This is a genomic window from Candidatus Methylopumilus rimovensis, assembly GCF_006364615.1.
GTDB lineage: Bacteria > Pseudomonadota > Gammaproteobacteria > Burkholderiales > Methylophilaceae > Methylopumilus > Methylopumilus rimovensis.
On record NZ_CP040986.1, the window covers coordinates 191,522 to 214,937 of the forward strand.

The window sequence follows — 23,416 nt, forward strand, 5'->3', positions numbered from 1 at the left end:
CTTAAGGGTTACGCGTTTACTTATATTTTGTTGATTTATAAGGCAAAATAAGCCCTAATAAGAAGAGGTAGAGCATGGCCAGACCAAAAAAAGACCCGTCGCAAAAAAAGAACCCCAAAATGAAAGATTTCTATGGAAATGCGAATGATGCAAATCCTAAGGATGTCGAAGAGCGACGTACTCGTCTTAAATCGTTAATCGTTCTTGGTAAAGAGCGAGGCTATCTCACTTTCGCTGAAATTAACGACCACTTGCCTGACGAAATTCAAGAGTCCGAACAAATCGAAGGTATTGTCAGCATGATCAACGATATGGGGATTATGGTCTACGAACAAGCCCCTGACGCAGAAGCCCTTCTTATGGCTGATGTGCCACCCCCTGTGACGGACGAAGAGGCCGCTGAAGAAGCTGAGCAAGCTCTTGCCACTGTAGATTCTGAGTTTGGTAGAACGACAGACCCTGTGCGCATGTACATGCGCGAAATGGGAACCGTCGATCTATTAACGCGCGAAGGCGAAATCGAAATTGCAAAACGTATTGAAGATGGCTTAAAACATATGGTGCAAGCCATTGCCGCGTGCCCTACAACGATTACTGAACTGCTTGCGATGGTCGATAAAGTTGAATCGAATGAATTGAGTGTCGACGAAGTGGTCGATGGTTTAATCGATGTCGAAGTCGAAGCGCCTATGGTGGCAGCTGATGTTGAAGAAGAAGTCGAAGAAGATATTGATGAAGAAGAAGACGATGATGCAGATGGCGCTAAAGCTGCTGCCATCTCAGCTGAAGCACTCGCAAAATTACGTGAAGAAGTCTTAACACGTTTTGCTGCGATTCGAAAAACCAATCAGAAGATGAATGATATTCGCCTTAAAAAAGGCATTGACGATCCTGCATATAAAAAACTCCATGAATCTGTTTTAAAAGAATTGATGGAATTTAGATTCTCAGCAAAACAAGTCGAAGCGCTTTGTGACTCTGTGAGAGATCGTGTCAATGAAATTAGAACGCACGAAAGAAAATTGATGGATTTCTGTGTCGAGAAATCTGGTATGCCTCGTACGTATTTTATTAAGAGTTTTCCAGGTAATGAAACCAACCTTCATTGGTTAACAGACGAACTCAAACACGATAAGCCTTACAACGCAAAACTCGAACGCTTTAAACACTCGATCGTAGACCAGCAAGATCAATTGATTGCAATTGAAAAAGAAGCAGGTTTGTCGATTAAGGATTTAAAAGAAATAAATAAGCAAATGACGACAGGTGAAGCGAGAGCTCGCCGTGCAAAACGTGAAATGATCGAAGCTAACTTACGTCTTGTGATTTCGATCGCAAAAAAATATACCAACCGCGGCCTTCAATTCTTGGATCTCATTCAGGAAGGTAATATCGGTTTGATGAAAGCGGTGGATAAATTTGAATACCGTCGTGGTTATAAATTTTCAACGTACGCGACTTGGTGGATTCGTCAGGCGATCACACGTTCGATTGCTGACCAAGCAAGAACTATTCGTATTCCAGTTCATATGATTGAAACGATTAATAAGATGAATCGTATTTCACGACAAATTTTGCAATCGACAGGTGCTGAACCTGATCCATCCGTGCTCGCTGAAAAAATGGAAATGCCAGAAGATAAGATTCGTAAGATATTAAAAATTTCTAAAGAGCCTATTTCGATGGAAACACCGATTGGTGATGATGAAGATTCTCATCTTGGCGACTTTATTGAAGATGCTGCGACATTGACACCGATTGATGCGGCTGTGTATGGGTCTCTTCGTGATGTGACGGCAGAAATTTTAGAGTCACTGACGCCGCGTGAAGCGAAAGTGTTACGTATGCGTTTTGGTATTGAGATGAATACAGACCATACCCTAGAAGAGGTAGGTAAACAGTTTGATGTGACACGCGAACGTATTCGACAAATCGAAGCGAAAGCGTTAAGAAAATTAAGACATCCAACACGCTCAGAGAGATTACGTAGCTTTTTAGAAAACGGAAAAGAATAAACCAATCTATCAGAGGGCCTATAGCTCAGTTGGTTAGAGCAGAGGACTCATAATCCTTTGGTCCCTGGTTCGAGTCCAGGTGGGCCCACCAAATTTAGTAAAAGAAAGGTAACAACATGACAAAAGAAGTAGTATTAAAATATTTACAAAAACACGGACAAAAAATTGATTACGAAATTGTCAAAGACACAGGTATTGATTTAAAAGAATTAAGAAAAACGATTTCTGAATTACAAAGTAAAAATCTTATACAGACATGTACCATCATCCAGCATGGTGCCAAAGGTAAACTTATCGAGGGTATTCAATGCCGCATTGCAGGTTATACACCACCAGCAGCGCCAGGCAGAAAAGCACCTGCAGCACCACCGCAATAATTTAAATTAAATCTGACGCTCGACTTCGTCGATAATCGTGGAAGGTTTGATTTTTAAAGCAGAAGCTAATTTAAATATCGTGTAAAGACTTGGGTCCTTGTGACCCATTTCTAATTCACTGATGTAAGCACGGGAAAGACCTGATTCAATTGATAAGGCTTCTTGTGTAAACTTTTTACAGAGCCTTTTTTTTCTTAATACAGCTCCAAAAGTGATATCAATTTTTGTAAGTTTGTTCACAAAGTCACTATGCATTAAATTAAAAAATAATTCTGTCATTCTTAGGTGGCATAATTCGAAGTAGAAGTTGCAGGCACCAATTACTTGCAACTTATAGATGGAATCAGGGGGGGCAGAGAATTAGATGCACTATTTAATTTGCTAAATTATGAATACACATAAGTTATTTTCTGATGAGCTCAACAAAGCATTAAGGCTTAAGTACAAATCTAAAAAAATTTCTGCACTTTATTTTGCAACTCAGTTTAATAAGCACTGTAAAAAATCCTCACTTCATATTTCGCAAGAATCTGCGAGAAAATGGCTTAAAGGATTGTCCTTTCCGAACCAAGAAAGAGTGATGGTTTTAATTTTATGGTTGAAACTTGATAGCCGACTTTTTTATATCGAAGATCTTCAAACATCAAACGATGATGACAATAACCAGTCTATTATTGCTGAACAGGCTAAAACCTTAAAAGAAACGCTCATTAAAATGACCACAAAACTTTTAGAACTTATTAAAACGATTCGTTAGAAAAGGTTAAAGAATAGGCTTATGAAAATATTTATCTTAATTAGCTTCGCTATAGCATTTTATTTATTTAGAGTGAATGTCATGGCAGCACCGATTCTAAAAATAGGTGAGGACGCACCAACTTTTACGCTTCCAGATAGCCAAGGCAATCAAGTCAGCTTAAATGACTATAAAGGTAAATGGGCTGTTCTATATTTTTACCCGAAAGATGATACCCCTGGATGTACAAAGGAGGCGTGTCAGTTTAGAGATGATTTTAAAACTCTAGAGGCTTTAGGCGCTAAAGTCATCGGTATCAGTATCGACGATAGCTTTTCTCATCAGAAATTTGCAGAAAAATATAATTTACCTTTTCCTCTTTTATCAGATGCTTCAGGAGAGGTTGCGGATCGATACGGTGCGTTGAACAATTTCTTAGTGATCAAGCTAGCTAAAAGATATACATACTTAATTAACCCCCAAGGCAAGATTGCTAAAATTTATCTTAGTGTAGATACATCAAAACATAGCCAAGAAATTATTGAAGATCTAAAAAAGCTTAAAGAATAAATTTAAGTTGAGAGTAACCGATCTATATGTTCGGCTAACTCAAAGTCCTTATCCGTAATACCTGATGCATCATGCGTATGAGTTTTAATAATGAGAGCGTTATGTCTAAAAATTAACTCTGGATGATGATTTAATTGGTTAGCAATTTTTGCAATTTCATTTGCAATCTGAATAGATTCATCAAAATGCGCCGTTGAAAATTTCTTCTCAATAGAGGGGAAGATATAAGACCAAGTGGTACATCTACGTTTTAATTTTTCTTCTATTTCTTTTGCGTTATAAGCCATAAGTTACCTTAATTGATGATATTTGAGCTCTGCAAGATTAATCAAATCCAAAGCTTTTTCGTGAGTTGCTTCTAAAATCACGGGCGGCGCAACACCTTCTTCTAAAGCTTCAAGCCATCGACTGGCACACAAACACCATCGATCACCAGCTTTTAGACCTACAAATTCAAATTCAGGTCTTGGCGTCATTAAGTCGTTGCCTTGCATTTTGGAGAATTGAAGAAATTCTTGGGTGACTTCAGCACATACCGTATGCTGGCCAATATCTTGAGGGCCTGTTTCGCAGCACCCATTTCTGGTAAATCCTGTGATAGGGTTAAGGTTACAGATTTCTAATTTTGTTCCAAGGACATTTTTCATGGTTTTTTATAGCGCCGGTATGAACGATATTGATATAGTTAAGTCGTATTGACTATGAAAAAAGCTATAAGTTTATTTTTGTTGCTCATCACGAGCCAAGTGGCAGCTATTCCATCTTTCGAAAAACTATTAGAGCTTAATAATTCTATAGTTTCAGTCAATGTCGATTTGCCAGACGGATCTTCCGGCACAGGCTCAGGTGTGGTGGTTAGTAAAGAGTATGTGGCTACAGACTGCCATGTGATTGCGAATACTTTAGGTGCTAATATTTCTAAATTTGATGACACCTATAAACCCATTGCCTTTAAAGCAGACTGGAAACATGATTTATGTTTGTTAAAATTTGAAGAGCTTCCCTTTAAACCTTTTCCCTTAAGGGACAGCAATACATTGCAGTATGAAGAAGATGTCTTTAGCGTGAGCTTCCCTAATGGAAGTAATGTGCCACAGCCCTCATATGGATCAGTAAAGGCGATCCATCGTTTGGATAACAGCGTCATCATCAGATCTGATGCAGCATTCTCATTGGGCTCAAGTGGCGGCGGACTATTTGATGAGAAATATAATTTAGTCGGCATTACAACATTTAAAAGTCCCGGACCTCAAGGGTTTTTCTATAGCTTACCTGTTGAATGGATTAAATATTTAATGAGTCAGCCCGATACTAAGTCTCTTAAAACTATGGACGTACCATTTTGGGCCTTACCTTTTGACCAAAAACCCAATTTTATGAAGGTAGTCATCCCTTACCAAAATAAAGAATGGGATACGCTTAAATCCATTTCAGATTTGTGGATTAAAGAAGAATCTAATTCATCTGATGCGTGGTATTTTTTAGGATTAGCTGAGCAAGGGAAAAAAGATCTCAAAGCCGCAAAAGAAGCATTTTCTAGAGCTGAGAAAATAAACCCTAGGCATGTGGATGCTATGATGGGACTAGCTGAAATAGCTGAATCCGAAAAAGATTTAGCGACCCTACAAAATATTCAAAAAAAGGTCAATCAATTAAATACAAGTTTTGCAGAAGTTATTTCGAATAAATTTGATAAGATCAAGTAAGATTTATTTTTTAATAAATCTTATTCACAATATTCAATATGCTAAAACAAGTTTTATCACTTGCAGAAAAAGGTTATCTTCCAGACGCGCTTATTCGTTTTGGTATTAGACAACTTTTAAAAAAACGTCTTGAAGAAATTAGTCACAAAAATGCAGAAAAATCACAAGCCCTAAAAAGTGATTTTTTTGAGAGCATGGATCAATCACCTATTGCATTAGTCCCGCACCTTGCAAACAAACAACACTATGAAGTGCCATCTACTTTTTTTGATTTTTGCTTGGGTAAACATAAAAAATACAGTAGTTGTTATTGGGATCAAAATACAAAAAATCTAGATGATGCAGAATGGAATGCGCTCAAGATTAGTGCAGTTCATGCAGATTTAAAAAATGGCCAGACGATTCTTGAATTAGGTTGTGGATGGGGTTCACTAACTCTTTTTATGGCTCAACAATATCCAAAGAGTCGAATCTTTGCGGTATCTAATTCAAACTCCCAGAGAATTTTTATTGAAGGCGAAGCCAAAAAAAGGGAGCTTAAAAATATTCATGTCATCACGTGCGACATGAATCGGTTTAACCCTAAAAATTTTAAAATACCTAAAAGTTTTGATCGTATTGTTTCGATTGAAATGTTTGAGCATATGCGGAATCATCGAAAACTTTATCGTATGCTTTATGAATGGTTAAAGCCAGGAGGGAAATTCTTTATGCATATTTTTGTGCATCAGCATACGCCCTATGCATTTGAAGTAAAAGATCAAGATGATTGGATGAGTAAGTTTTTCTTTTCAGGTGGCATGATGCCAAGCGATGATTTGCCATTACATTTTCAAGAACATTTAAAGCTAAGAGAGAAATGGTGCTGGGATGGAACGCACTATGAAAAAACGGCAAATGCTTGGCTAGAAAATATGGATCAAGCAAAACTTGATATTTATCCTATCCTTCGAAAAACTTATGGCAATAAAAATGCAACACAATGGTTTAATCGTTGGCGAATTTTTTATATGGCCTGTGCCGAATTATTTGGCTATCAAAATGGCCAAGAGTGGTGGGTGACGCACTATCAATTTGAGAAACCAAAAAAATAAATGAAACTCATTAATTTTGGACTTTTTCAGTTGGGCTGGTTTATTGCGATTTGGGGAGCGGCTCAACAAAAATTACTTCCATCTATGATAGCTGTCGCTTTAATATTAATGATTCATCTCTTTCAGGCGCGCTATAAAAAAGAAGCATTTATGTTAATTCTGTTTGTAATGGTTTTAGGACCTTTGTTTGATCAATGCTTATTAGCTTTTGGATTCATTGAGTATAAAAGCCAATTTTCACAATCTATTGTGCCGATTTGGATTGTGGCTTTGTGGGGTTTATTTGCAAGCACATTAAATGTATCTTTAAGTTGGTTAAAACATTACAAGTTAATTGCAGTTTTATTCGGCCTCATAGGCGGTCCTTTGGCTTATATAGCTGCTGAAAAATTGAATGCGATTCAATTAATGACACCTTATGCGCTTATTGCATTGGGATTAGGATGGGCTTTACTGACGCCGTTATCTCTTGTGATCGCTAAAAGATGGGATGGATTCCGCACGTGATATTTTTTCATGCTCTTTTGATTAACTTATTGTTTGCTTTCGGAGGCTGGCTATTAAGCCTTAAAAAAAACAATGTGACGCATGTCGATATCATGTGGAGTTTATTTTTTGTGCTCAATGCACTTTATTTTTATATTGCGTTTACGCCATCATTAAGGGCTACCCTGATTCTTTTTTTAGTTTTGTTATGGGGTTTACGTCTTTCGGTTTATCTTGCAATAAGAAATTGGGGCAAATCAGAAGATGCACGTTATTTAAAAATTAGACAAAATAATGAACCTAATTTTAGGTTTAAAAGCGCATATATTATTTTTGGTTTTCAATCTATTCTTGCATGGATCGTGGGTTCAATTCTTCTTATAGCTATAGAAAATGATCATCCACTCACTTGGTTAGATAGCCTAGGACTTTTAGTCACGCTCTGTGGAATCATTTATGAATCAATTGCAGATTATCAATTGATGCAATTTAAGAATGACATCAAAAATCGCGGAAAACTTTTACAATCAGGACTATGGAAATTAAGTCGACATCCTAATTATTTTGGAGAAATTTTAGTATGGTGGGGCTTTTTTATCACCACCCTTGTGACCGGTATTCATTTTAATTTGATAGCACCCTTGCTTATGACTTTTTTAATATTAAGATTTTCAGGCGTGACACTTCTTGAGGTTAATCTGATTAAAAAATTTAATGGGTATGATGATTATCAGAAAAAAGTGAATACAATTATTCCTCGATTTTGGAAAAAATAATATGCGATTTAAACATTATTTACTCACAGCAATTTTTTTATTACTGAATGGATGTATGACTCAACCACCAATTAAAACTGTCTCTGAAGTTAATTTGCAAAAATTTATGGGCCCATGGTATGTCATCGGACATATACCAACATTTATTGAGAAGAATGCATTTAATGCAATTGAGTCTTATGAGCTAAATCAGGATGGCACCATTGGCACCACCTTCACTTTTAATGAAGGGGATCTCACGGGGCCTTTAAAGACATATAAACCCAAAGGGTTTGTTATAAAAGATTCAGGTAATGCACTATGGGGTATGCAATTTATATGGCCAATCAAAGCGCAATATAAAATTGTTTACTTAGACGAAGCTTACCAAAATACAATTATTGCCAGAGATGACCGTGATTATGTCTGGATTATGTCGCGTGAAAAAAAGATAGAGCAAAAGACTTTAGAACAATTAGTGAAAAAAATTGAAACCGATGGCTACGATATTAAAAAAATACGTTGGATTGAGCATTCAAATTAATCATGAATACATTTTTTAAAAAATTATTTTTTTGGTTTGATAATTCTTTTCTTGAAGAAAAGTATGCTTCTATTACTTCTGGCAAAGAAATTGATTGGATGCGAGTCATTCCTTTTATTCTTCTTCATTTATCTTGTTTTTTTATCTTTATTGTTGGATTTAGTTGGACAGCATTTACGGTATGTATCACTCTTTTTGCTATTCGCATGTTTGCTATTACAGGCTTTTACCATCGTTATTTTTCTCATAAAACGTTTAGAACTTCGAGGTTTGTTCAACTTTTATTTGCGATGATTGGAGCTACTGCAGTGCAAAGAGGTCCTCTGTGGTGGGCAGCGCATCATCGAGGCCATCATATGCATTCTGATACACCAGAAGATAAACACTCACCTCAAGAGCATGGATTTTTTTGGAGTCATATGGGGTGGTTTTTGACTAAGTCTAATTTTGTGACTAATACAAAGTTTGTACGTGAATTAATTAGATTTCCTGAATTGCGCATCATAGATCGATTCGATCTTCTCATGCCATTAGCATTATCTATTACCTTATTTTTTGTAGGTTATTATCTGAATCAATATGAGCCACAACTCAATACAAATGGTTTTCAGTTATTGATATGGGGATTTTCAGTTTCAACAGTCATGCTTTATCACGCAACCTTCTTAGTCAATTCGGTGGCGCATCAATGGGGAAAGAAACGTTATGAAACTAAGGATACAAGTCGAAATAATTTTATTATTGCGATTCTGACTTTTGGTGAGGGTTGGCATAATAATCATCATCATTACCCTGGATCAGCAAGACAAGGATTTTATTGGTGGGAAATTGATCTCACTTATTATGTTTTAAAATTTTTGGCGATGATCGGCATTATTTGGGATATGCGTACTGTTTCTGATAATATTCGCGAATCTAAAAAAATAGAACATCATCATCACTAGCCATGAAGATAGCAATCATAGGCTCAGGCATCTCTGGCAATACCCTTGCATATTATTTAAACCCCCACCATCAGATTGCACTTTTTGAATCCAATGATCGTATTGGAGGCCACTCACATACACATCACATTGATGTATTCAATCAAAAAGTGAGTGTAGACACGGGGTTTATTGTATTTAACAAAAAAACATACCCTAATTTTTTAAAGCTATTACATGAACTTAAAGTGCCCTATGAAAATAGTGCCATGAGTTTTAGTGTCAAAGACAGCCAAAAAGATTTTGAATATAACGGCACAAATCTCAATGCACTATTTGCGCAAAGAAAGAATTTTATTAATCCTAGCTTTTATAAAATGATTAGAGAGATTCTTCGATTTAATAAGTCTTCAATTATCTTATTAAGTGGTGATGAAGAGATTAGTTTAGGTGATTATCTGAAACGAGAACGCTACTCGGATTTCTTTAAGAAATATTATATTTTGCCGATGGGCTCAGCAATTTGGTCATCTAACATTAAAACAATGATGCAATTTCCTGCTAAATTTTTTATACAGTTTTTTAATAATCATGGCATGTTAAATATCAATGACAGACCTCAGTGGTTAACAATCTCCGGGGGCTCAATTAACTATGTCGATAAGATGATCAAGCCTTTTAGAAAAAAAATCAAACTTAATCAGAATATAAAATATGTAGAAAGAAAAAAAGATCATATTGCTATTCATCATAAAGATCGCGTAGAAAAATTTGACTGGGTATTTTTTGCTTGCCATAGTGATGAAGCTTTGAAATTAATCAAAAGTCCTAGCTTCCATGAAAAAAATATTTTAAAAGCGATTCCATATACAGATAATGAAGTGATCTTGCATTATGATGATCACTTTATGCCCAAAAGAAAGCTTGCTTGGGCAGCGTGGAATTATCACATTGATGATAATGCCAACTCACCAGCATCTCTAACTTATAATATGAATATATTGCAGAATTTAAAAACGGAAGTACCCCTTTTAGTGACATTAAACCCACTGCAAAAAATCAACAAAAAGAAAATTATTAAAACACTTTCTTATGCTCACCCACAATATAGTTTACCAAGTATTGAGGCGCAGTCTAAGTACCATTTAATTTCAGGTGTGAATCGTACTTCATTTGCAGGTGCATATTGGGGCAATGGCTTTCATGAAGATGGGGTTAAGAGTGCACTTGATGCCATTCAACAATTCAATGCCGTGCATGGATTTCAATGATGCAGGCAATCTATGAAGGCACGTTAAATCATACAAGGGTAAAACCGAATAAGCACGCATTTCAATATCGTGTTCATATGTTATATCTTGATCTTGATGATCTAGTGAGAACATTTTCAAATAAACTATTTTGGAGTTATAACCGTTTTAATTTGGGGTGTTTTTTAAGATCAGACTATTTTGGCTATTCAAAAAATAGCTTAAAAAAATCAATACAAGATGAAATTAAAAAAAAGCTTCATTTTAAACATCAAGGAAAAATATTTGTTTTAACAAGTCCTCGATACTTTGGCTATTGTTTTAATCCTGTGAGTTTTTATTATTGTTTTAATTTAAAAAATAAATTAGAAGTCATTGTGTCGCATATTACCAATACACCATGGAATGAAAATCACGCATATGTTCATGATTGCCGAGGATTAAAGCAAGCAATGAAATACTTTCAGTTTCAAAAGAATTTTCATGTATCACCCTTTATGCCTATGGATGTCCAGTATGAATGGTCATTTAATGAGCCAGGAAAGGAAATCGTAGTTTCTATGAATAATATGCATAAAAAAGAGTTTATTTTTAACGCAACGATGAGGCTTCATAGGAGAGCTTTAAACAATCAATCGCTTAATTATTTGCTCTTTAGGTTTCCACCAGAAACTTTTAAAACAATTATGGCTATTTATTGGAATGCTTTACGTTTAAAATTTAAACGGATCCCTTTTTTTTCTCACCCTTAATATCTTATGAAAAATATTTTACACCGACTTGCTAGAGCGCTTGTTTTTAATCAATTAAGAAAAATCAAAATAGGTCATATTGCTATTATCGAAGGACCTAAGAAATTTTCATTTGGAAAAAAAGGTAAATTAAATATCACATTAACGGTTCATGATCCAAGATTTTATGGGGCCTTGGCTTTTGGTGGTTCGATTGGTGTGAGTGAAGCATTCATGCAAAAGTTTTGGACTGTCAGTGATTTAACAAAGTTAATTCGTATCATGGCCATCAATCAAAATACGATGGATCGATTAGAAGGATTATTCAATCTTTTTTTAAAGCCACTTCTTAAATATCTTCATTATTTGAATCAAAATTCAGTCAAAGGAAGTCAGATCAATATTTCTAAGCATTACGATTTAGGCAATGACTTTTTTTCATTATTTTTAGATTCAACCATGATGTATTCATCTGCAGTTTTTAGAAGCCCTCAGGATTCACTTTACAAAGGATCTATCCATAAATTAAAGACTATTTGCCAGGGATTAGAGCTTACTTCTCAAGACCATATCATTGAAATTGGTTCTGGTTGGGGTGGATTTGCGATTTACGCTGCACAAAATTTCGGATGCAAGGTCACCACGACGACTATTTCAAAAGAACAATATAAGTACGTAAAACAGAAAATTAAGGATTTAAGGTTATCACATAAGATTACGGTCTTATTTTCAGATTATCGGCATTTAAAAGGACAGTATGACAAATTAGTATCTATTGAAATGCTAGAAGCTGTCGGCTATCAGTATTACGATACTTATTTTAATGTCTGTAGCCAATTATTAAAGCCACATGGCCTCGCATTCATTCAAACTATTACCATTGCAGATCAACGTTACGAGAAATCGAAGCGCTCAGTTGACTTTATTCAGCGATATATTTTCCCTGGTAGCTGTATTCCCTCTATTACAGCATTACAAAATAGCATCTCCAAATCATCTGATTTAAAAATCTATGGTATTCAGGATATTGGCGAACATTATGCAAAAACGCTTGCTTTGTGGAGAGAAGGTTTCTTTAGAAACCTCAAGCAAGTTAAAGCCCTAGGATTTGATGATGCTTTTATTCGCATGTGGCATTTTTACTTATCTTATTGTGAAGGAGGCTTTAAAGAGAAGGTTATTAGCGATATACATCTTAAATTAATTAAACCGGGATATCGAACAAAATAAGGTTGAGTTTCCTTGAACATTTGATCGTTTAAGCGCATTATAAAGACAGTAAATTGTTATAAACCATAAGGTAGCAATATGATGAAGAAAATAATTCTATTGATTCCAACTTTTTTAGTGAGTAGCTTTTTTGCATTGGGAGTTTGCGCTGAAACACCTAATCTTTTAGATGGGGTGGTAGATAAGTACTTTAAAGGTAAAGTCTTAACCAAAACAGATGATATTACATTTGATGTAGCAAAAAGAGCGCTTGATGGCACACAAGTCCCATTTAAATTTACAGTCAATAAAAAATATAAAAATATTTCAGTGGTAGTAGAAGGTAATCCACATCAATTGCCTGGTATTGGATCTCTTGCATTGACCATGTATCCTAAGGTGGCTCCATTTACATTTGAAACACATATTCGTATGGAACAAGATAGTTATGTTGATGTGATTGCAGAAGATGAAGAAGGTAAGTTTTTTTATAATCAAGTAGCAATTCGTTCTGCAGGAGGCTGTTCAGCAGGTGTAACTTATGATGCTGATTCTGTATTGAAAGAAATAGGTTCTATGAAGGTATTAAATACAGGCACGAGAGCTTCTGTATTCATTAAACATCCTCAGCATAATGGTTATCAGGCCAATTTGAGTAATTACACAGGACTTTTCATTTTGCCCGAGTGGCATTTATCAAGTGTTGTAGTCAAGGACCAGGAAAAAGAAATTTGGAGTGCTGAGTTTGGTGGAGGAAGTACCGCTGAAAACCCTTTCTTTGTTTTTGACGCCCCTAAAATTAAGGGGAATCTTCAAGTTTTAGCAGTAGATACTCAAGGTAAGCAATATATTGGCAAATGATTTAATGCAAGTCAAAGCCCTTTAATTTAAGGCTTGTTGAATTTTAATTTTAATCTGTTCCTAATATTTAAATGAAGGAGAAAATTTTGAAAAAGTATTTAGCCTTAATAGCAGCTATTCTTGTTGCGGTATTGGTAGGCGTAGTTTTATTTTTTGGTAAAACATATAAGCATGATGATAGACCCATTATAAGTGACATAAAAAAACATAACGAAATGATGGCAGGGTGTATGAAGACTGCTTTAAGTAAACATGCTGGTGCTATTGTTGAGATTGAAATGGAAAAAGAAGATGGCCGGCCTATATTCGATATTGATATTCAAGATTCCGACGGCAAGCATTGGGAAATTGAATGTGATGCTGAAACTGGTCAAGTGGTAGAAGATAAACTAGATCGAGATTAATAGTTATTTGAATTTTTAAAAAAAGCCACTTAAGATTTTAAGTGGCTTTTTTGTTAGGTCTTCCCAATCTCTGTCAAGCTCAGATACAAATGAAACAGATGTTTTAATTTGATGATGCGAAAGCGTTTTGATTACCAAGAAATTTTTTTGCCATCGTAAGCAATAAATTGACCTGAAGTCCTTATGGTAAGTTTATCAATTTGACGTTTCATACCAGCAACACTCTCATCAACATCAATAAGTCCATTAGGTCCTCCCATGTCTGTTCTAACCCACCCGGGATGGAGTGTAATAACGGATAAATCATAAGGTTTTAAATCAATAGATAAACTTTTCATGACCATATTCAAGGCTGTTTTGCTTGATCGATAAATATATTCCCCGCCACCCGAATTGTCATCAATACTCCCCATCTTGCTTGTAAGTGATGCTATCTTTTTTAATTGGCCTTTTTTAAGATGAGGTAGAAACGCTTTTGTCATTTTAAATGCAGCAAGGGTATTAATTTTAAAAGCATCAAGCCAAGATTTATAATCGACATGATCAACTGAGCTATCTGGATAAACACCGGCATTATTAATAAGAATGTCGATGGGTTTTTTGAATAATTTTGCAAACTGATCAATGGACGAAAAATTTGCAATATCAAGCTTACATATTGAGATAGTTTTAAATTTTTTCTGAAGCTGGTGAAGCTCATCCTTTTTATTTATCTTTCTAGTACATGCGATGACTTGATAACCTTCTATAGCGAACTGTTTGACAAATTCAAGACCTAAACCCCTATTTGTACCAGTGATAAGAACTGTATATTTAATGTGAGACATAATAAAAATATAAAATGATAAAGGTTTATAATAAATCAAAATCTTTAGGATGTATTAATATGTTATTAAAGAGATATTGGTTTTCATTTTTATTTTTTATAGCTCATCTTGCTTATGCCGGTGAATTTGGTAATTACTGTCTTTTAAGTTTATCCGAAGGTCGTTTTCTCCAAACGGATTGCTCAGTTAGCGCAAGCTACCAGAGTAAGGTTTATTGTTTTGGGAGTGAAGTGAGTAAAGAAATATTTTTAAAAACACCTGATGAATTTATCAAAAAAGCTAGCGTCTTTTACGAAAAAAATAAAGAGGTTGACCGTAAGAAAATATCACAAGAAGAATTATTAAAAGAAATTAAAAGTCCTGATTGTGATTTTTCAAACAAAGACTTAGGTTATCTAGATATGAATGATTTCGATTTAAGTCATTGCAAAATGATTAATACAAGTTTTTTTGGTGCGAATCTCATCGGTGCTAATTTATCCAATAGCAATATGCAAAGAGCTTATTTAAATTTAGCGCGTCTTGAAAAAGCTAATTTTTCAGGAGCTAATTTAACTGAGGCTATAATCTTTCAAGCGATTTTTGGCGAAACTAATTTTAAAGGTGCTAATTTAACGCGTGCTCGCATGATTGGCACATTAGGTGCAGTGAATATGTCAGGGGCTACCATTAAATATGGTAAATTTGGTTTGGATGTTGGTAATCAGCCTATGGGGCAAATGAAATTTGATTCAGTCGCAGGTAAATTTTACAAAGCGAATTTTGAAGGGGCCGATTTAAATATTGCGAGTTTTACATTTGGTGATTTAAGAGAGGCTAACTTAAGAAATACCAATATGTATCGAGCTGATTTAATTCAAGCTGATTTAACGGGGGCTGATCTCACTAATGCGGATTTGACTGATGCGAACGTAGATGGCGCGATCTTTACTAATGTTAAGGGCCTTTCAACAGTCAAAGGTTTTTCAACGGTAAAAGGTAAATGCCGTGATTGTGGTATGCCTTAAATACTTACAACACCTAAGCTTAGTCGAATAAATAAATAAGCCATGCGCGCTTTTAATCTTTTGATTAAATGCGCTTTGTCCCAGTCTTTTAAAAGAATTTCAGTGCCGCCGAATTGAATATCTTCTTTAATATTTTTTTTAAGCTGAGACGCAAAAGATTTATCAAAGACCACAATATTGGCTTCTCGAGCTAAAAGAAGACTAAAAGGATCAATGTTTGATGAACCTACTGTTGACCAAGTTTCATCAATAACAGCCACCTTACTGTGCATAAAACTTCTCGTGTATTCAAAAATAGAAATACCTTCTTTTAAAAATTTAGCATAAAAAGCACGCGTGGCATTAGATAAAAAGTAATCCATTTCACCTTTTAAAAGAAGGGTCACTAACACACCTCTTCTAGCAGCATCAATTAAAGCTCTTTCAAATTTTTTCCCTGGAATAAAATAAGCATTTGCAATAAATATTTCGTCTTTAGCATTTTGAATGGCATGTAAGTAAGCTTTTTCAATATCTTGTCTATGCCGAAAATTATCGCGCTCTATAAAGTTAAGCCTTATACCATTTGGGTATGACGATATATTTTTATGATTATTTTTTGGAACATAAGATTTTTCTAAATGGGACCATGAGACTCTTTTCCAAAGCTTAACCATACTTTGACTGATTAAGTGAATGACGGGACCCTCTAATTGAACAGCATAGTCGATACGTGGCGCTTTACCATTTGGGACATTCATATCATCAATAATATTAATACCACCAATGTAAGCGATCTTATGATCAATCAAAAACATTTTCCGATGAAGTCGTCTTAACGAAATACGCTTCATTTGGTAAGGTGAAATTTTAGGGTGGTAAAAAAGAAAATGAATTTTAGAAGCCTTGATTTCATCTATTACTTTTTTTGAAAGATCGCGACTTCCAAATCCATCAAGTAATAAATAAACCTCAACATTTCTTTTAGCCGCTTCTTTAAGTGCAGCTAAAATTTTTATACCCGTCACATCATGACTAAAAATATAAGCCTCTACAAAAATATTGTACCGAGCTTGTTTAATCGAATGAATCACAGAGGCAAAATAATCTTTGCCATTTTTAAGCAATTCAATCTTATTTTCTTTTAAGTAGTAGGGCATGGTGCTTTATTTTAAGGCATAAAAAAAACGCTTAGGGTTCAAACCCCAAGCGTTTTTGTATGAATAACTAATTCTAAGCTTAGTTAACTGCTGATTTAAGAGCAGCACCTGCTTTGAATGTTGGAGCTTTACGTGCTGGTATTTTAAGTTCTTTACCAGTTTGTGGGTTACGACCAACTCGTGCAGCGCGTTTTGAAACTTTAAAAGTACCAAAGCCGATAAGTGTTACTACATCACCTTTTTTAAGAGCTTTAGTGATAGCTGCAAGTGTTGCATCAATCGCACGACCAGCGTCTGCTTTTGTTGAACCTGCTGCTTTTGCAACTGCTTCGATTAGTTCGCCTTTATTCATAATTCCTCCAAATGTAAATTAAGATATGTAAGACCATTGAAATGACAGCGTCATAGAAGGTCTAGGCGTACTTTGCATTGATTTTTAAGCCTTGTCAACAGTCATATGCAATTTTTTTCACATTGGATAAGGGTTCTGTCGATATTCATTAAATTTAAAATAAAGGTATCTTTTCATTTGATTCTTGTTACAATATTCAAATGAAAAAAATTGTCCCCATTCGAGGCGGTAAAAGACCAGGTGCTGGACGTAAATCAGGTACTGGAAAATTTGGCGAAAAGACAACGCTAGTGAGAGTGCCAGAAAGTCAAACCGCTGTGATATCAAACATTCTTGAGGCTTATGCTAAAAGGAAGATTCAAGAAATTTCTAATGTGGTATCTATTGATTTGGTAAGCGAAGCAATGAAAAAAACTAAGATTCCTCTATTTGAGCACAAGGTGCCTGCAGGACTTCCTTCCCAAGCAGATGATCATGTTGAGAAAAGGATGGATCTTAATGATTATCTTATTCGTGAGGCTGATACAACGTTTTTTGTGCGCATTAAAGGAAATTCAATGGATAACGCTGGTATTCATGATGATGATGTTGTGATAGTGGATCGATCGCAAGAGGCATCTATTGGCGACATCGTATTAGCTTCATTAGACGGTGAATTTACAGTTAAGACTTTAGCTAAAAATAAAAATGGCTCCCCACGCTTGTTACCAGCAAACGAGGCATTTAGCCCTATTGAAGTTTTAGACGGTGTGCAGTTTCAAATATGGGGCGTCGTTACGGGCGCTGTTAGAAAATTTAAATAAATTTATTTAAATTTTAATTATAGGTTTTTGGATTAAGTTGAATATAGCTTTGTTCAGTCTTAAGCTTCACCAACCAACCCTCATAGAATATTTCACTGATGGCAGGATCTATCAAGAGTTTAAAGGGAGCTTTTCCGCCTCGGTAGGTTAGTTTTTGACCTTCGGTCAGGGAATACTTATTTTCCGCACCTTTAGCATCTAATATACAAATCGTCTGTTGGCCTTTAGAGATAATATGGAAGTAGTCGCCAGGCTTAAGAGGATCCGTAGGAGAAGAAACTTGTGTAATTGGTTTTGAAATGGCTTGACCGCACATTTTGATAGCAACATCCTTATTATTTTCTTCTGGCTTTTTGACTTCAATAGGTAACATCTCCCTTGATAGTTCTTTCTCTTCTAAAGGTTTAGTCTCATAAGTCACTATATCATTCGGAAGAGAATCAATATTGGGTAATTCAACTTCCTGACCTTCAAAATTTTTATGAGCAACAGCATATTTTTGGTAAACACCAATTACAAAATTGGATACAAAAAGGAAGATAATAAAATAAAAAATATGAGGCACTTTGATATGTGTTTTTGCCCATACAAAAAATGATTTTATTTTTATTAAAAACAGTATTTTTTTCTCAGGTAGTTCATCCGTTTCATCTGTCTTATTTTCCAATTCAGGCTCTGGGAGATTTAAAGATTTAGTTTTATTTTTTGTATTTTCAATAATGGTATCAATATCTAATTCAAGAAAAGCTACATATTTTCTGATCGATATGAGTTTGATTTGAAAAGATACAAATCCATCTTTCTTATTTTCTTCCATAGAGATGATATGTTTGTTACTTAAAGTTAAACGATGTGCAACATCATCTATCGAAAGATTTAGATCTTCGCGCGCTTCTTTTAAAAGATGGCCATGAATAATGATTGAATCGTTTGACATCACATGATTTACGAAAGTAAAGATAAAATAGTATCCTAATAAGAGTTTTTTTCAATCATTACTGAAACATATATATGGCGCGGTAATGATATGATTTATCCAATTAACGATAACTGATGGAGATCGAATGAAGACTGAAGAAATTATAGAAAAATTAGTGTTTAAGAGTCGATGGATATTAGCCCCTATGTATTTGGGATTGGTCGGTGGGTTAGTTTGTTTGCTTATAAAATTTGGTCAAGAATTTCTTCATATCATGATGACGGTGGTTGACACGCCGGAGAGAGAGATTGTTTTATCAATTTTAGCCTTAGTAGACATGACGCTTGTTGCAAATCTTCTTATCATGGTTATTTTTAGTGGCTATGAGAACTTTGTATCTAAAATAGATATCGATAATCATGAAGATAAGCCTCATTGGATGGGTAAAGTTGATTATTCTGGATTGAAGCTTAAGTTGATTGGCTCAATAGTTGCAATTTCTGCCATCGATCTTTTGAAAGCTTTTATGCATGCGTCCATACCAGGACAAATGCTTACAAATACTCAAATGGCTTGGATGGTGGGTATTCACGCTACATTCATCATCTCAGGCGTTCTCTTTGCAATTATGGATAAAATTGCAGAAGATACCCCGCATCATTAAAAGCCTTTGCAATGAGAATTTTAAAGCAGTCAGAAATTAATGATTTAATTCAACTTCATCAGTCAGGCCAATTACATCTTGCGGAACAAAAAGCAAAAAAATTACTAGATGAATTTCCACAAGAATTAATTTTGCATAATATTTTAGGTGTATCTCAAGAAGCACAAAAAAAATTTAAAGAAGCTGCTGACAGCTATCGTAATGCTTTAAAAATTCAACCGCAACTTGCGGAGATGCAATTTAATTTAGGTTCAGTACTGTATCAGTTAGGCGATAATCAAAGTGCAATTCAACATTATCAAAAAGCAATACAGATAAAGCCTGATTTAGTGGTAGCGTATTTTAATCTAGGCATTGCTTATCAGAATGAATCGCAATTCGATAAAGCCTTGAGCGCTTATCAAAAGGCAATTGATTTAGAGCCAGGATTCTATGAGGCACATGGCAATAAGGGTGCCGTCTATTTACTTCAGGGTGACTTTGATCAAGCGACTCACTCTTTCCAGCAATCACTCAACATTCAAGATCACCCTCGTGGACATTTAAATTTAGGTAATGCTTATCGCAATCAAGGATACCTAGAAAAAGCTATTCAATCATATCGAAAAGCGATTGCAATGAATCCAAATGATGCTGAAGTTTGTTCGGTATTAGGTGATGCATTATGGCATCAAGGCAAAATTTCAGAAGCCAACCAATACCTAAGGCAAGCTGTGATATTAAATTCAGAAAATCCAATCGCCAATTACAATCTTGCAACATTCCTTCATGATAATAAAAAATTTCAGGAGGCTTATGAATTTTACAAAGCTTCTCAAATGAAAGATTGGGAAGAGCGCGCACTTTATTGTTTATATAAAACAAAACAATTCGATATTTTTGAAAAAGAATTAAATAGTGCGATTCTTAAAAAGAATAGATCGCCATTGCTTGCAACACTCTCAACTCACTTTGGAAAAAATTTTCACAAAGAAGACCGCTACAATTTTTGTCCAGACCCACTTCGTTTTGTATTTCATGGCCAAGTCGATGCCTTAAAAGATCCCAGGAATGATTTACTAAAATCACTCTTACATGATATTAACGAAGCTGACATTTCTGAGCGCATGCAAAGTCGATTAATCAATGGGATTCAGTCATCAGGGAATCTCTTTAAACGAAAGGATTCTTCTTTTAAAAGGTTGTCACAAGAGATTACATTACTTATTAAAAGATATTACGATTGCTATAAAAATGAAGACTCTATATTTATTAAGGCATTTCCAAAAAATATAGAGTTTAGTAGTTCTTGGTTTGTCAAAATGCAGACAGGTGGTCATTTGAGCTCTCATATTCATGAAGAGGGCTGGATTAGTGGAGCTGTCTATTTGGCGATTCCGCAGCAAAAAAAACAACCAGATGAAGGCGGCATTGAATTAAGTATTGATGGAGATGATTACCCAAGAATGCACGATAACTTTGAAAAAAAATTATACCTACCTCAAGTTGGTGATGTTATTTTCTTTCCATCTTCCGTTTTTCATCGAACGATACCTTTTAGCTCCAATGAAGAGCGAATCTGTATTGCTTTTGATTTAAAACCTGCAGACATTTAGCGTTGTTGCAATCTTAAGGACATTTTTCTTAAAAATTTCATCGCTACTTTAGGTTCGTCGGCTAGCATCATTTCTAGATGGACTTTTGGAATGGCAATAATTTCAGATTCATTTGAATTCGACATAGCCATGGCAATAGTTGGGGTTTCATTTAGCACTGCCATTTCTCCAAAATATTCATGTGCTTTTAAAGAGCGTATTACTTGACCATCTTGAATTAAATTGACTGAGCCTTGAACAATATAATAGACATTATGTTCGCGATTACCTTGCTCAAAAATCATTGTATTCTGCTTATATTTTTTCCCGTAACGCAAAGCAAGATAATGAATGAAAGAGCTTGAAAGCGGAATCGAGTCGTCAAATAATTTTTTTAATAACAACATATCTTTTTTGTGAAGTGTTGCCATAAGCTCTACGCCAAGTAAATAAGATGCAATATTTAGATAAAGCCATATTAATGAAATAAAAAGATTCCTCATGCCACCAAAAAAGGTGCCGTAAGATTGACTCAACGACAAAAAGATATCGAATGTTGATCTAAGTCCAAGCCATAAAAGAGCTGTTAGTAGTGAACCCAAAAGAATATGCTTGACATCAACTTTAATAGGAAAAAAAAATCGATTAAAAAGTGTTAAAGATAAAACAACAAATGAGAATGAACTTACAAAATAAATCATTTGTGAATTTACAAAACTTAAATATTCCCCAAAGAACATAGCAGCTTTTTGAAAGACCATACCTGATAAAGTAAAGAAGAGGAAAAGTAAAAGTATGCCAATAATAGCGACAATATCTCGAAATTTACTTTTTAGAAATGATGGATTTTCTTCAGTCGCCGAAATAATGAGAAGGCTTGCACGAAGAGAGCTTGTGAGGGGTGTTGCTGCCCACAATAAAATTAATGTACCTAAGATTCCCCATACCTTAGTATGGCTTGATACCTTATAAACTTCGAGCATAATTTTTTTACTCATTTGCGGTAATAGGTCACTTGTAAGAAGCGCTAATCTTCCTAAAGCAAATTCAGAATTAACTAACCAATGACTTAAGAAAAAGAAAATGAGAAGAATCATCGGAATGAGTGCAAAAAGAGAAAAGAAAGATAAGGATGCAGTTAAACCAAATACATTATGACGTTTGCAGCCCGCTAATGTTTCTTTCATCATAAAGACGAGCAGTGACTCATCTTTTTTTTGATAAAGATTTTTGAAAAGCGGATGTAATTTAATCATTACGCTAATGCTCTATAGTGATTGGTAGCTTTAACGAGTTCGCTTGTCATTGAAAGTTCTGAGGCTGAGTGTCCTGCATCCGGTACCATAATAAAATTTGCATGTGGCATGCATTGATAAAGTTCATAGGCTGTAATGGGAGGACATACCATGTCATAACGCCCTTGAATAATAGTTGTTGGAATATCTTTTAACTGGTTGGCCTCTTCTAATATTTTTTTCCCATCAATAAAACATTGATCTTTGATGTAATGAAGTTGAACGCGTGCACGCGCAATTTCATTTTGTATATCTTCATCTGTCAGTATTTTATTACCTTCTGCTTGAGGTAATAGTTTTAAAAGGCCACTTTCAAAACGATTCCATGCAATGGACGCAGGCCCGCTAATTTTTAAATCATTTGAAAATACAAGTTCACTATAATTTTTTACAAGATCATCACGTTTATCATCTGGTAAGAAATCAAGCAGTGTTTGATGGGCTTCTGGGAAAAAAGCTTTAACCTCATCTAGGAACCAATCAAGTTCCGTTTTACGACTTAAGAAGATGCCTCGCAAAATAAGTGCTTTGATCGTTTCAGGATATTGAGTCGCGTATGCCAATGCTAAAGCGCTTCCCCAAGAGCCTCCAAAAATAATCCAACGCTTTATATCAAAATGTTTACGAATCGCTTCCATGTCAGACAGAAGATCTTGAGTGGTATTGCCATTCGTTTCTCCTAAGGGTTTGCTTTGTCCACAGCCTCTTTGGTCAAAAAGAATGATTTGGTAGTGTTTTGGATCAAAAAATTGTCTTTGTTTGGGGCTGGTTCCGCCACCAGGTCCGCCATGAAGAAAAATAATAGGTTTTCCATGGGGATTTCCTGAAAGTTCGACATAAATTTTATGTCCACGAGGTCTTTCTATCCAGGTCGCATGATAAGGAGAAATCTCTGGATATAAGGTATATAAAGAGTCAGTTGGCATAGAAAATAATTAGCTTTCTTATTGATTTTATTAGGTATTTTAACAAATTTAGCAAAGTTCAGGAATAATTAAAATTGAGACTTAAAAAAATGTTAACAAATTGTAACGAAATTGTTGCAATTCTAAAAAAAGAGGCATATATTGTTCATCAAGCATAAGTCAAATTGTGCTGAAGGTAGGCCTTCGAAGCGCTTTCAAGTCTTAAAGTGAAACACTTTAAAATTTAAAGTGACTAGAGAGTTTACTTCT

Annotated in this window: 28 protein-coding genes and 1 tRNA gene; 20 read left to right on the plus strand and 9 right to left on the minus strand. The window is 35.0% G+C overall.

The features are described 5' to 3' along the window. The first annotated feature begins 119 nt into the window (after window positions 1–119). The 3 genes from rpoD (at window position 120) to FIT61_RS01030 (ending at window position 2,392) form a co-directional block, all read left to right on the plus strand. A complete protein-coding gene (rpoD, locus tag FIT61_RS01020) occupies window positions 120–2,015 on the plus strand; it encodes an RNA polymerase sigma factor RpoD (protein WP_223259495.1) in 1,896 nt (631 codons plus the stop codon). A gap of 14 nt (window positions 2,016–2,029) precedes the next feature. Continuing rightward, window positions 2,030–2,106: transfer RNA gene (locus FIT61_RS01025), tRNA-Ile, on the plus strand. A 25-nt stretch (window positions 2,107–2,131) separates the two neighbouring features. After that, window positions 2,132–2,392, plus strand: coding sequence for a transcription initiation factor IIE subunit alpha family protein (locus FIT61_RS01030; protein ID WP_139872974.1), 261 nt, complete (start codon window positions 2,132–2,134; stop codon window positions 2,390–2,392). 6 nt (window positions 2,393–2,398) lie between these two features. On the opposite strand, the gene FIT61_RS01035 is transcribed toward FIT61_RS01030, so the two are convergent. Continuing rightward, on the minus strand, window positions 2,399–2,671 hold the full coding sequence (locus tag FIT61_RS01035; protein WP_244925201.1) for a helix-turn-helix domain-containing protein: 273 nt from the start codon (window positions 2,669–2,671) through the stop codon (window positions 2,399–2,401). Window positions 2,672–2,780: 109 nt separating this feature from the next. On the opposite strand from FIT61_RS01035, the gene FIT61_RS01040 reads away from it, so the two are divergent. After that, window positions 2,781–3,149: a hypothetical protein gene (locus FIT61_RS01040; protein ID WP_139882663.1), complete on the plus strand. Its 369-nt coding sequence runs from the start codon at window positions 2,781–2,783 to the stop codon at window positions 3,147–3,149. 21 nt (window positions 3,150–3,170) lie between these two features. Further along, entirely contained in the window at window positions 3,171–3,698 is a 528-nt protein-coding gene (locus FIT61_RS01045) for a peroxiredoxin (protein ID WP_139882665.1), read from the plus strand. Window positions 3,699–3,700: 2 nt separating this feature from the next. On the opposite strand, the gene FIT61_RS01050 is transcribed toward FIT61_RS01045, so the two are convergent. Then, complete coding sequence (locus FIT61_RS01050; RefSeq protein ID WP_139872977.1) at window positions 3,701–3,985, minus strand: 4a-hydroxytetrahydrobiopterin dehydratase; 285 nt, start codon at window positions 3,983–3,985, stop codon at window positions 3,701–3,703. A gap of 3 nt (window positions 3,986–3,988) precedes the next feature. Beyond that, window positions 3,989–4,345 carry a DUF2237 family protein gene (locus FIT61_RS01055; RefSeq protein ID WP_139882667.1) on the minus strand — a complete coding sequence of 119 codons (357 nt, stop codon included), beginning with the start codon at window positions 4,343–4,345 and terminating at the stop codon, window positions 3,989–3,991. 54 nt (window positions 4,346–4,399) lie between these two features. Between FIT61_RS01055 and FIT61_RS01060 the strand changes: the two genes are divergently transcribed. From FIT61_RS01060 to FIT61_RS01110, 11 genes are all read left to right on the plus strand, one after another. Then, complete coding sequence (locus tag FIT61_RS01060) at window positions 4,400–5,404, plus strand: S1 family peptidase (protein ID WP_139882669.1); 1,005 nt, start codon at window positions 4,400–4,402, stop codon at window positions 5,402–5,404. Between the two features lie 38 nt (window positions 5,405–5,442). After that, the gene (locus tag FIT61_RS01065; protein ID WP_139882671.1) at window positions 5,443–6,498 is read left to right on the plus strand and encodes an SAM-dependent methyltransferase; all 1,056 of its coding nucleotides are present in this window, start codon (window positions 5,443–5,445) and stop codon (window positions 6,496–6,498) included. Then, window positions 6,499–7,005 carry a DUF2878 domain-containing protein gene (locus tag FIT61_RS01070; protein ID WP_139872981.1) on the plus strand — a complete coding sequence of 169 codons (507 nt, stop codon included), beginning with the start codon at window positions 6,499–6,501 and terminating at the stop codon, window positions 7,003–7,005. It abuts the gene before it with no gap. Between the two features lie 17 nt (window positions 7,006–7,022). Continuing rightward, window positions 7,023–7,760: a DUF1295 domain-containing protein gene (locus tag FIT61_RS01075; protein WP_222845043.1), complete on the plus strand. Its 738-nt coding sequence runs from the start codon at window positions 7,023–7,025 to the stop codon at window positions 7,758–7,760. A 1-nt stretch (window position 7,761) separates the two neighbouring features. Then, window positions 7,762–8,283: a lipocalin family protein gene (locus FIT61_RS01080; protein WP_139882675.1), complete on the plus strand. Its 522-nt coding sequence runs from the start codon at window positions 7,762–7,764 to the stop codon at window positions 8,281–8,283. A gap of 2 nt (window positions 8,284–8,285) precedes the next feature. After that, a complete protein-coding gene (locus FIT61_RS01085; protein ID WP_139882677.1) occupies window positions 8,286–9,227 on the plus strand; it encodes an acyl-CoA desaturase in 942 nt (313 codons plus the stop codon). Between the two features lie 2 nt (window positions 9,228–9,229). Next, window positions 9,230–10,477: an NAD(P)/FAD-dependent oxidoreductase gene (locus FIT61_RS01090; protein WP_139882679.1), complete on the plus strand. Its 1,248-nt coding sequence runs from the start codon at window positions 9,230–9,232 to the stop codon at window positions 10,475–10,477. Beyond that, complete coding sequence (locus FIT61_RS01095; RefSeq protein ID WP_139882681.1) at window positions 10,474–11,208, plus strand: DUF1365 domain-containing protein; 735 nt, start codon at window positions 10,474–10,476, stop codon at window positions 11,206–11,208. The genes FIT61_RS01090 and FIT61_RS01095 overlap by 4 nt, the downstream gene beginning before the upstream one ends. Window positions 11,209–11,214: 6 nt before the next feature. Beyond that, a complete protein-coding gene (locus tag FIT61_RS01100) occupies window positions 11,215–12,417 on the plus strand; it encodes an SAM-dependent methyltransferase (protein WP_139882683.1) in 1,203 nt (400 codons plus the stop codon). 78 nt (window positions 12,418–12,495) lie between these two features. Beyond that, the gene (locus FIT61_RS01105) at window positions 12,496–13,257 is read left to right on the plus strand and encodes a thiosulfate oxidation carrier protein SoxY (RefSeq protein ID WP_139882685.1); all 762 of its coding nucleotides are present in this window, start codon (window positions 12,496–12,498) and stop codon (window positions 13,255–13,257) included. A gap of 86 nt (window positions 13,258–13,343) precedes the next feature. After that, window positions 13,344–13,661, plus strand: a complete 318-nt coding sequence (locus FIT61_RS01110) for a PepSY domain-containing protein (protein ID WP_187351813.1) — start codon at window positions 13,344–13,346, stop codon at window positions 13,659–13,661. Between the two features lie 131 nt (window positions 13,662–13,792). Here the strand turns inward: FIT61_RS01110 and FIT61_RS01115 are convergent, their stop codons facing one another. Continuing rightward, window positions 13,793–14,488, minus strand: coding sequence for an SDR family oxidoreductase (locus tag FIT61_RS01115; RefSeq protein WP_139882686.1), 696 nt, complete (start codon window positions 14,486–14,488; stop codon window positions 13,793–13,795). Between the two features lie 59 nt (window positions 14,489–14,547). On the opposite strand from FIT61_RS01115, the gene FIT61_RS01120 reads away from it, so the two are divergent. After that, window positions 14,548–15,495 carry a pentapeptide repeat-containing protein gene (locus tag FIT61_RS01120; protein ID WP_244925202.1) on the plus strand — a complete coding sequence of 316 codons (948 nt, stop codon included), beginning with the start codon at window positions 14,548–14,550 and terminating at the stop codon, window positions 15,493–15,495. On the opposite strand, the gene clsB is transcribed toward FIT61_RS01120, so the two are convergent. Together clsB and FIT61_RS01130 are read right to left on the minus strand one after the other, a co-directional pair. Continuing rightward, window positions 15,492–16,634, minus strand: a complete 1,143-nt coding sequence (gene clsB, locus FIT61_RS01125) for a cardiolipin synthase ClsB (RefSeq protein WP_139882690.1) — start codon at window positions 16,632–16,634, stop codon at window positions 15,492–15,494. The two genes, FIT61_RS01120 and clsB, sit on opposite strands and share 4 nt — an antisense overlap. Window positions 16,635–16,713: 79 nt before the next feature. Further along, window positions 16,714–16,986: an HU family DNA-binding protein gene (locus FIT61_RS01130; RefSeq protein WP_139872993.1), complete on the minus strand. Its 273-nt coding sequence runs from the start codon at window positions 16,984–16,986 to the stop codon at window positions 16,714–16,716. Between the two features lie 200 nt (window positions 16,987–17,186). Here FIT61_RS01130 and FIT61_RS01135 point away from each other — a divergent pair, with 200 nt between their 5' ends. After that, the gene (locus tag FIT61_RS01135; RefSeq protein ID WP_139872994.1) at window positions 17,187–17,789 is read left to right on the plus strand and encodes a LexA family protein; all 603 of its coding nucleotides are present in this window, start codon (window positions 17,187–17,189) and stop codon (window positions 17,787–17,789) included. A gap of 13 nt (window positions 17,790–17,802) precedes the next feature. Here the strand turns inward: FIT61_RS01135 and FIT61_RS01140 are convergent, their stop codons facing one another. Next, on the minus strand, window positions 17,803–18,726 hold the full coding sequence (locus tag FIT61_RS01140; protein ID WP_139882692.1) for a helix-turn-helix domain-containing protein: 924 nt from the start codon (window positions 18,724–18,726) through the stop codon (window positions 17,803–17,805). 127 nt (window positions 18,727–18,853) lie between these two features. Here FIT61_RS01140 and FIT61_RS01145 point away from each other — a divergent pair, with 127 nt between their 5' ends. Together FIT61_RS01145 and FIT61_RS01150 are read left to right on the plus strand one after the other, a co-directional pair. After that, a complete protein-coding gene (locus FIT61_RS01145) occupies window positions 18,854–19,372 on the plus strand; it encodes a TIGR00645 family protein (protein ID WP_139872996.1) in 519 nt (172 codons plus the stop codon). Between the two features lie 11 nt (window positions 19,373–19,383). After that, complete coding sequence (locus tag FIT61_RS01150) at window positions 19,384–20,967, plus strand: tetratricopeptide repeat protein (RefSeq protein ID WP_139882694.1); 1,584 nt, start codon at window positions 19,384–19,386, stop codon at window positions 20,965–20,967. Here the strand turns inward: FIT61_RS01150 and FIT61_RS01155 are convergent. Continuing rightward, window positions 20,964–22,202 carry a YhjD/YihY/BrkB family envelope integrity protein gene (locus FIT61_RS01155; RefSeq protein ID WP_139882696.1) on the minus strand — a complete coding sequence of 413 codons (1,239 nt, stop codon included), beginning with the start codon at window positions 22,200–22,202 and terminating at the stop codon, window positions 20,964–20,966. The genes FIT61_RS01150 and FIT61_RS01155 overlap by 4 nt on opposite strands. Continuing rightward, entirely contained in the window at window positions 22,202–23,167 is a 966-nt protein-coding gene (gene pip, locus FIT61_RS01160; RefSeq protein WP_139882698.1) for a prolyl aminopeptidase, read from the minus strand. Before pip ends, FIT61_RS01155 begins: the two co-directional genes overlap by 1 nt. Between the last annotated feature and the right edge of the window lie 249 nt (window positions 23,168–23,416).

Excerpts from the sequence above, each read along its gene's own strand:
- FIT61_RS01030 (WP_139872974.1), top strand. The coding sequence starts at position 2,132 with ATGACAAAAGAAGTAGTATTAAAATATTTACAAAAACACGGACAAAAA.
- FIT61_RS01085 (WP_139882677.1), top strand. The coding sequence starts at position 8,286 with ATGAATACATTTTTTAAAAAATTATTTTTTTGGTTTGATAATTCTTTT.
- FIT61_RS01140 (WP_139882692.1), bottom strand. The coding sequence starts at position 18,726 with ATGTCAAACGATTCAATCATTATTCATGGCCATCTTTTAAAAGAAGCG.
- rpoD (WP_223259495.1), top strand. The coding sequence starts at position 120 with ATGAAAGATTTCTATGGAAATGCGAATGATGCAAATCCTAAGGATGTC.
- FIT61_RS01120 (WP_244925202.1), top strand. The coding sequence starts at position 14,548 with ATGTTATTAAAGAGATATTGGTTTTCATTTTTATTTTTTATAGCTCAT.
- FIT61_RS01050 (WP_139872977.1), bottom strand. The coding sequence starts at position 3,985 with ATGGCTTATAACGCAAAAGAAATAGAAGAAAAATTAAAACGTAGATGT.
- FIT61_RS01130 (WP_139872993.1), bottom strand. The coding sequence starts at position 16,986 with ATGAATAAAGGCGAACTAATCGAAGCAGTTGCAAAAGCAGCAGGTTCA.
- FIT61_RS01070 (WP_139872981.1), top strand. The coding sequence starts at position 6,499 with ATGAAACTCATTAATTTTGGACTTTTTCAGTTGGGCTGGTTTATTGCG.
- FIT61_RS01145 (WP_139872996.1), top strand. The coding sequence starts at position 18,854 with ATGAAGACTGAAGAAATTATAGAAAAATTAGTGTTTAAGAGTCGATGG.
- FIT61_RS01060 (WP_139882669.1), top strand. The coding sequence starts at position 4,400 with ATGAAAAAAGCTATAAGTTTATTTTTGTTGCTCATCACGAGCCAAGTG.
- FIT61_RS01090 (WP_139882679.1), top strand. The coding sequence starts at position 9,230 with ATGAAGATAGCAATCATAGGCTCAGGCATCTCTGGCAATACCCTTGCA.
- FIT61_RS01035 (WP_244925201.1), bottom strand. The coding sequence starts at position 2,671 with ATGACAGAATTATTTTTTAATTTAATGCATAGTGACTTTGTGAACAAA.
- FIT61_RS01045 (WP_139882665.1), top strand. The coding sequence starts at position 3,171 with ATGAAAATATTTATCTTAATTAGCTTCGCTATAGCATTTTATTTATTT.
- FIT61_RS01065 (WP_139882671.1), top strand. The coding sequence starts at position 5,443 with ATGCTAAAACAAGTTTTATCACTTGCAGAAAAAGGTTATCTTCCAGAC.
- FIT61_RS01100 (WP_139882683.1), top strand. The coding sequence starts at position 11,215 with ATGAAAAATATTTTACACCGACTTGCTAGAGCGCTTGTTTTTAATCAA.
- FIT61_RS01055 (WP_139882667.1), bottom strand. The coding sequence starts at position 4,345 with ATGAAAAATGTCCTTGGAACAAAATTAGAAATCTGTAACCTTAACCCT.
- clsB (WP_139882690.1), bottom strand. The coding sequence starts at position 16,634 with ATGCCCTACTACTTAAAAGAAAATAAGATTGAATTGCTTAAAAATGGC.
- FIT61_RS01040 (WP_139882663.1), top strand. The coding sequence starts at position 2,781 with ATGAATACACATAAGTTATTTTCTGATGAGCTCAACAAAGCATTAAGG.
- FIT61_RS01105 (WP_139882685.1), top strand. The coding sequence starts at position 12,496 with ATGATGAAGAAAATAATTCTATTGATTCCAACTTTTTTAGTGAGTAGC.
- FIT61_RS01115 (WP_139882686.1), bottom strand. The coding sequence starts at position 14,488 with ATGTCTCACATTAAATATACAGTTCTTATCACTGGTACAAATAGGGGT.
- FIT61_RS01150 (WP_139882694.1), top strand. The coding sequence starts at position 19,384 with ATGAGAATTTTAAAGCAGTCAGAAATTAATGATTTAATTCAACTTCAT.
- FIT61_RS01155 (WP_139882696.1), bottom strand. The coding sequence starts at position 22,202 with ATGATTAAATTACATCCGCTTTTCAAAAATCTTTATCAAAAAAAAGAT.
- pip (WP_139882698.1), bottom strand. The coding sequence starts at position 23,167 with ATGCCAACTGACTCTTTATATACCTTATATCCAGAGATTTCTCCTTAT.
- FIT61_RS01095 (WP_139882681.1), top strand. The coding sequence starts at position 10,474 with ATGATGCAGGCAATCTATGAAGGCACGTTAAATCATACAAGGGTAAAA.
- FIT61_RS01135 (WP_139872994.1), top strand. The coding sequence starts at position 17,187 with ATGAAAAAAATTGTCCCCATTCGAGGCGGTAAAAGACCAGGTGCTGGA.
- FIT61_RS01080 (WP_139882675.1), top strand. The coding sequence starts at position 7,762 with ATGCGATTTAAACATTATTTACTCACAGCAATTTTTTTATTACTGAAT.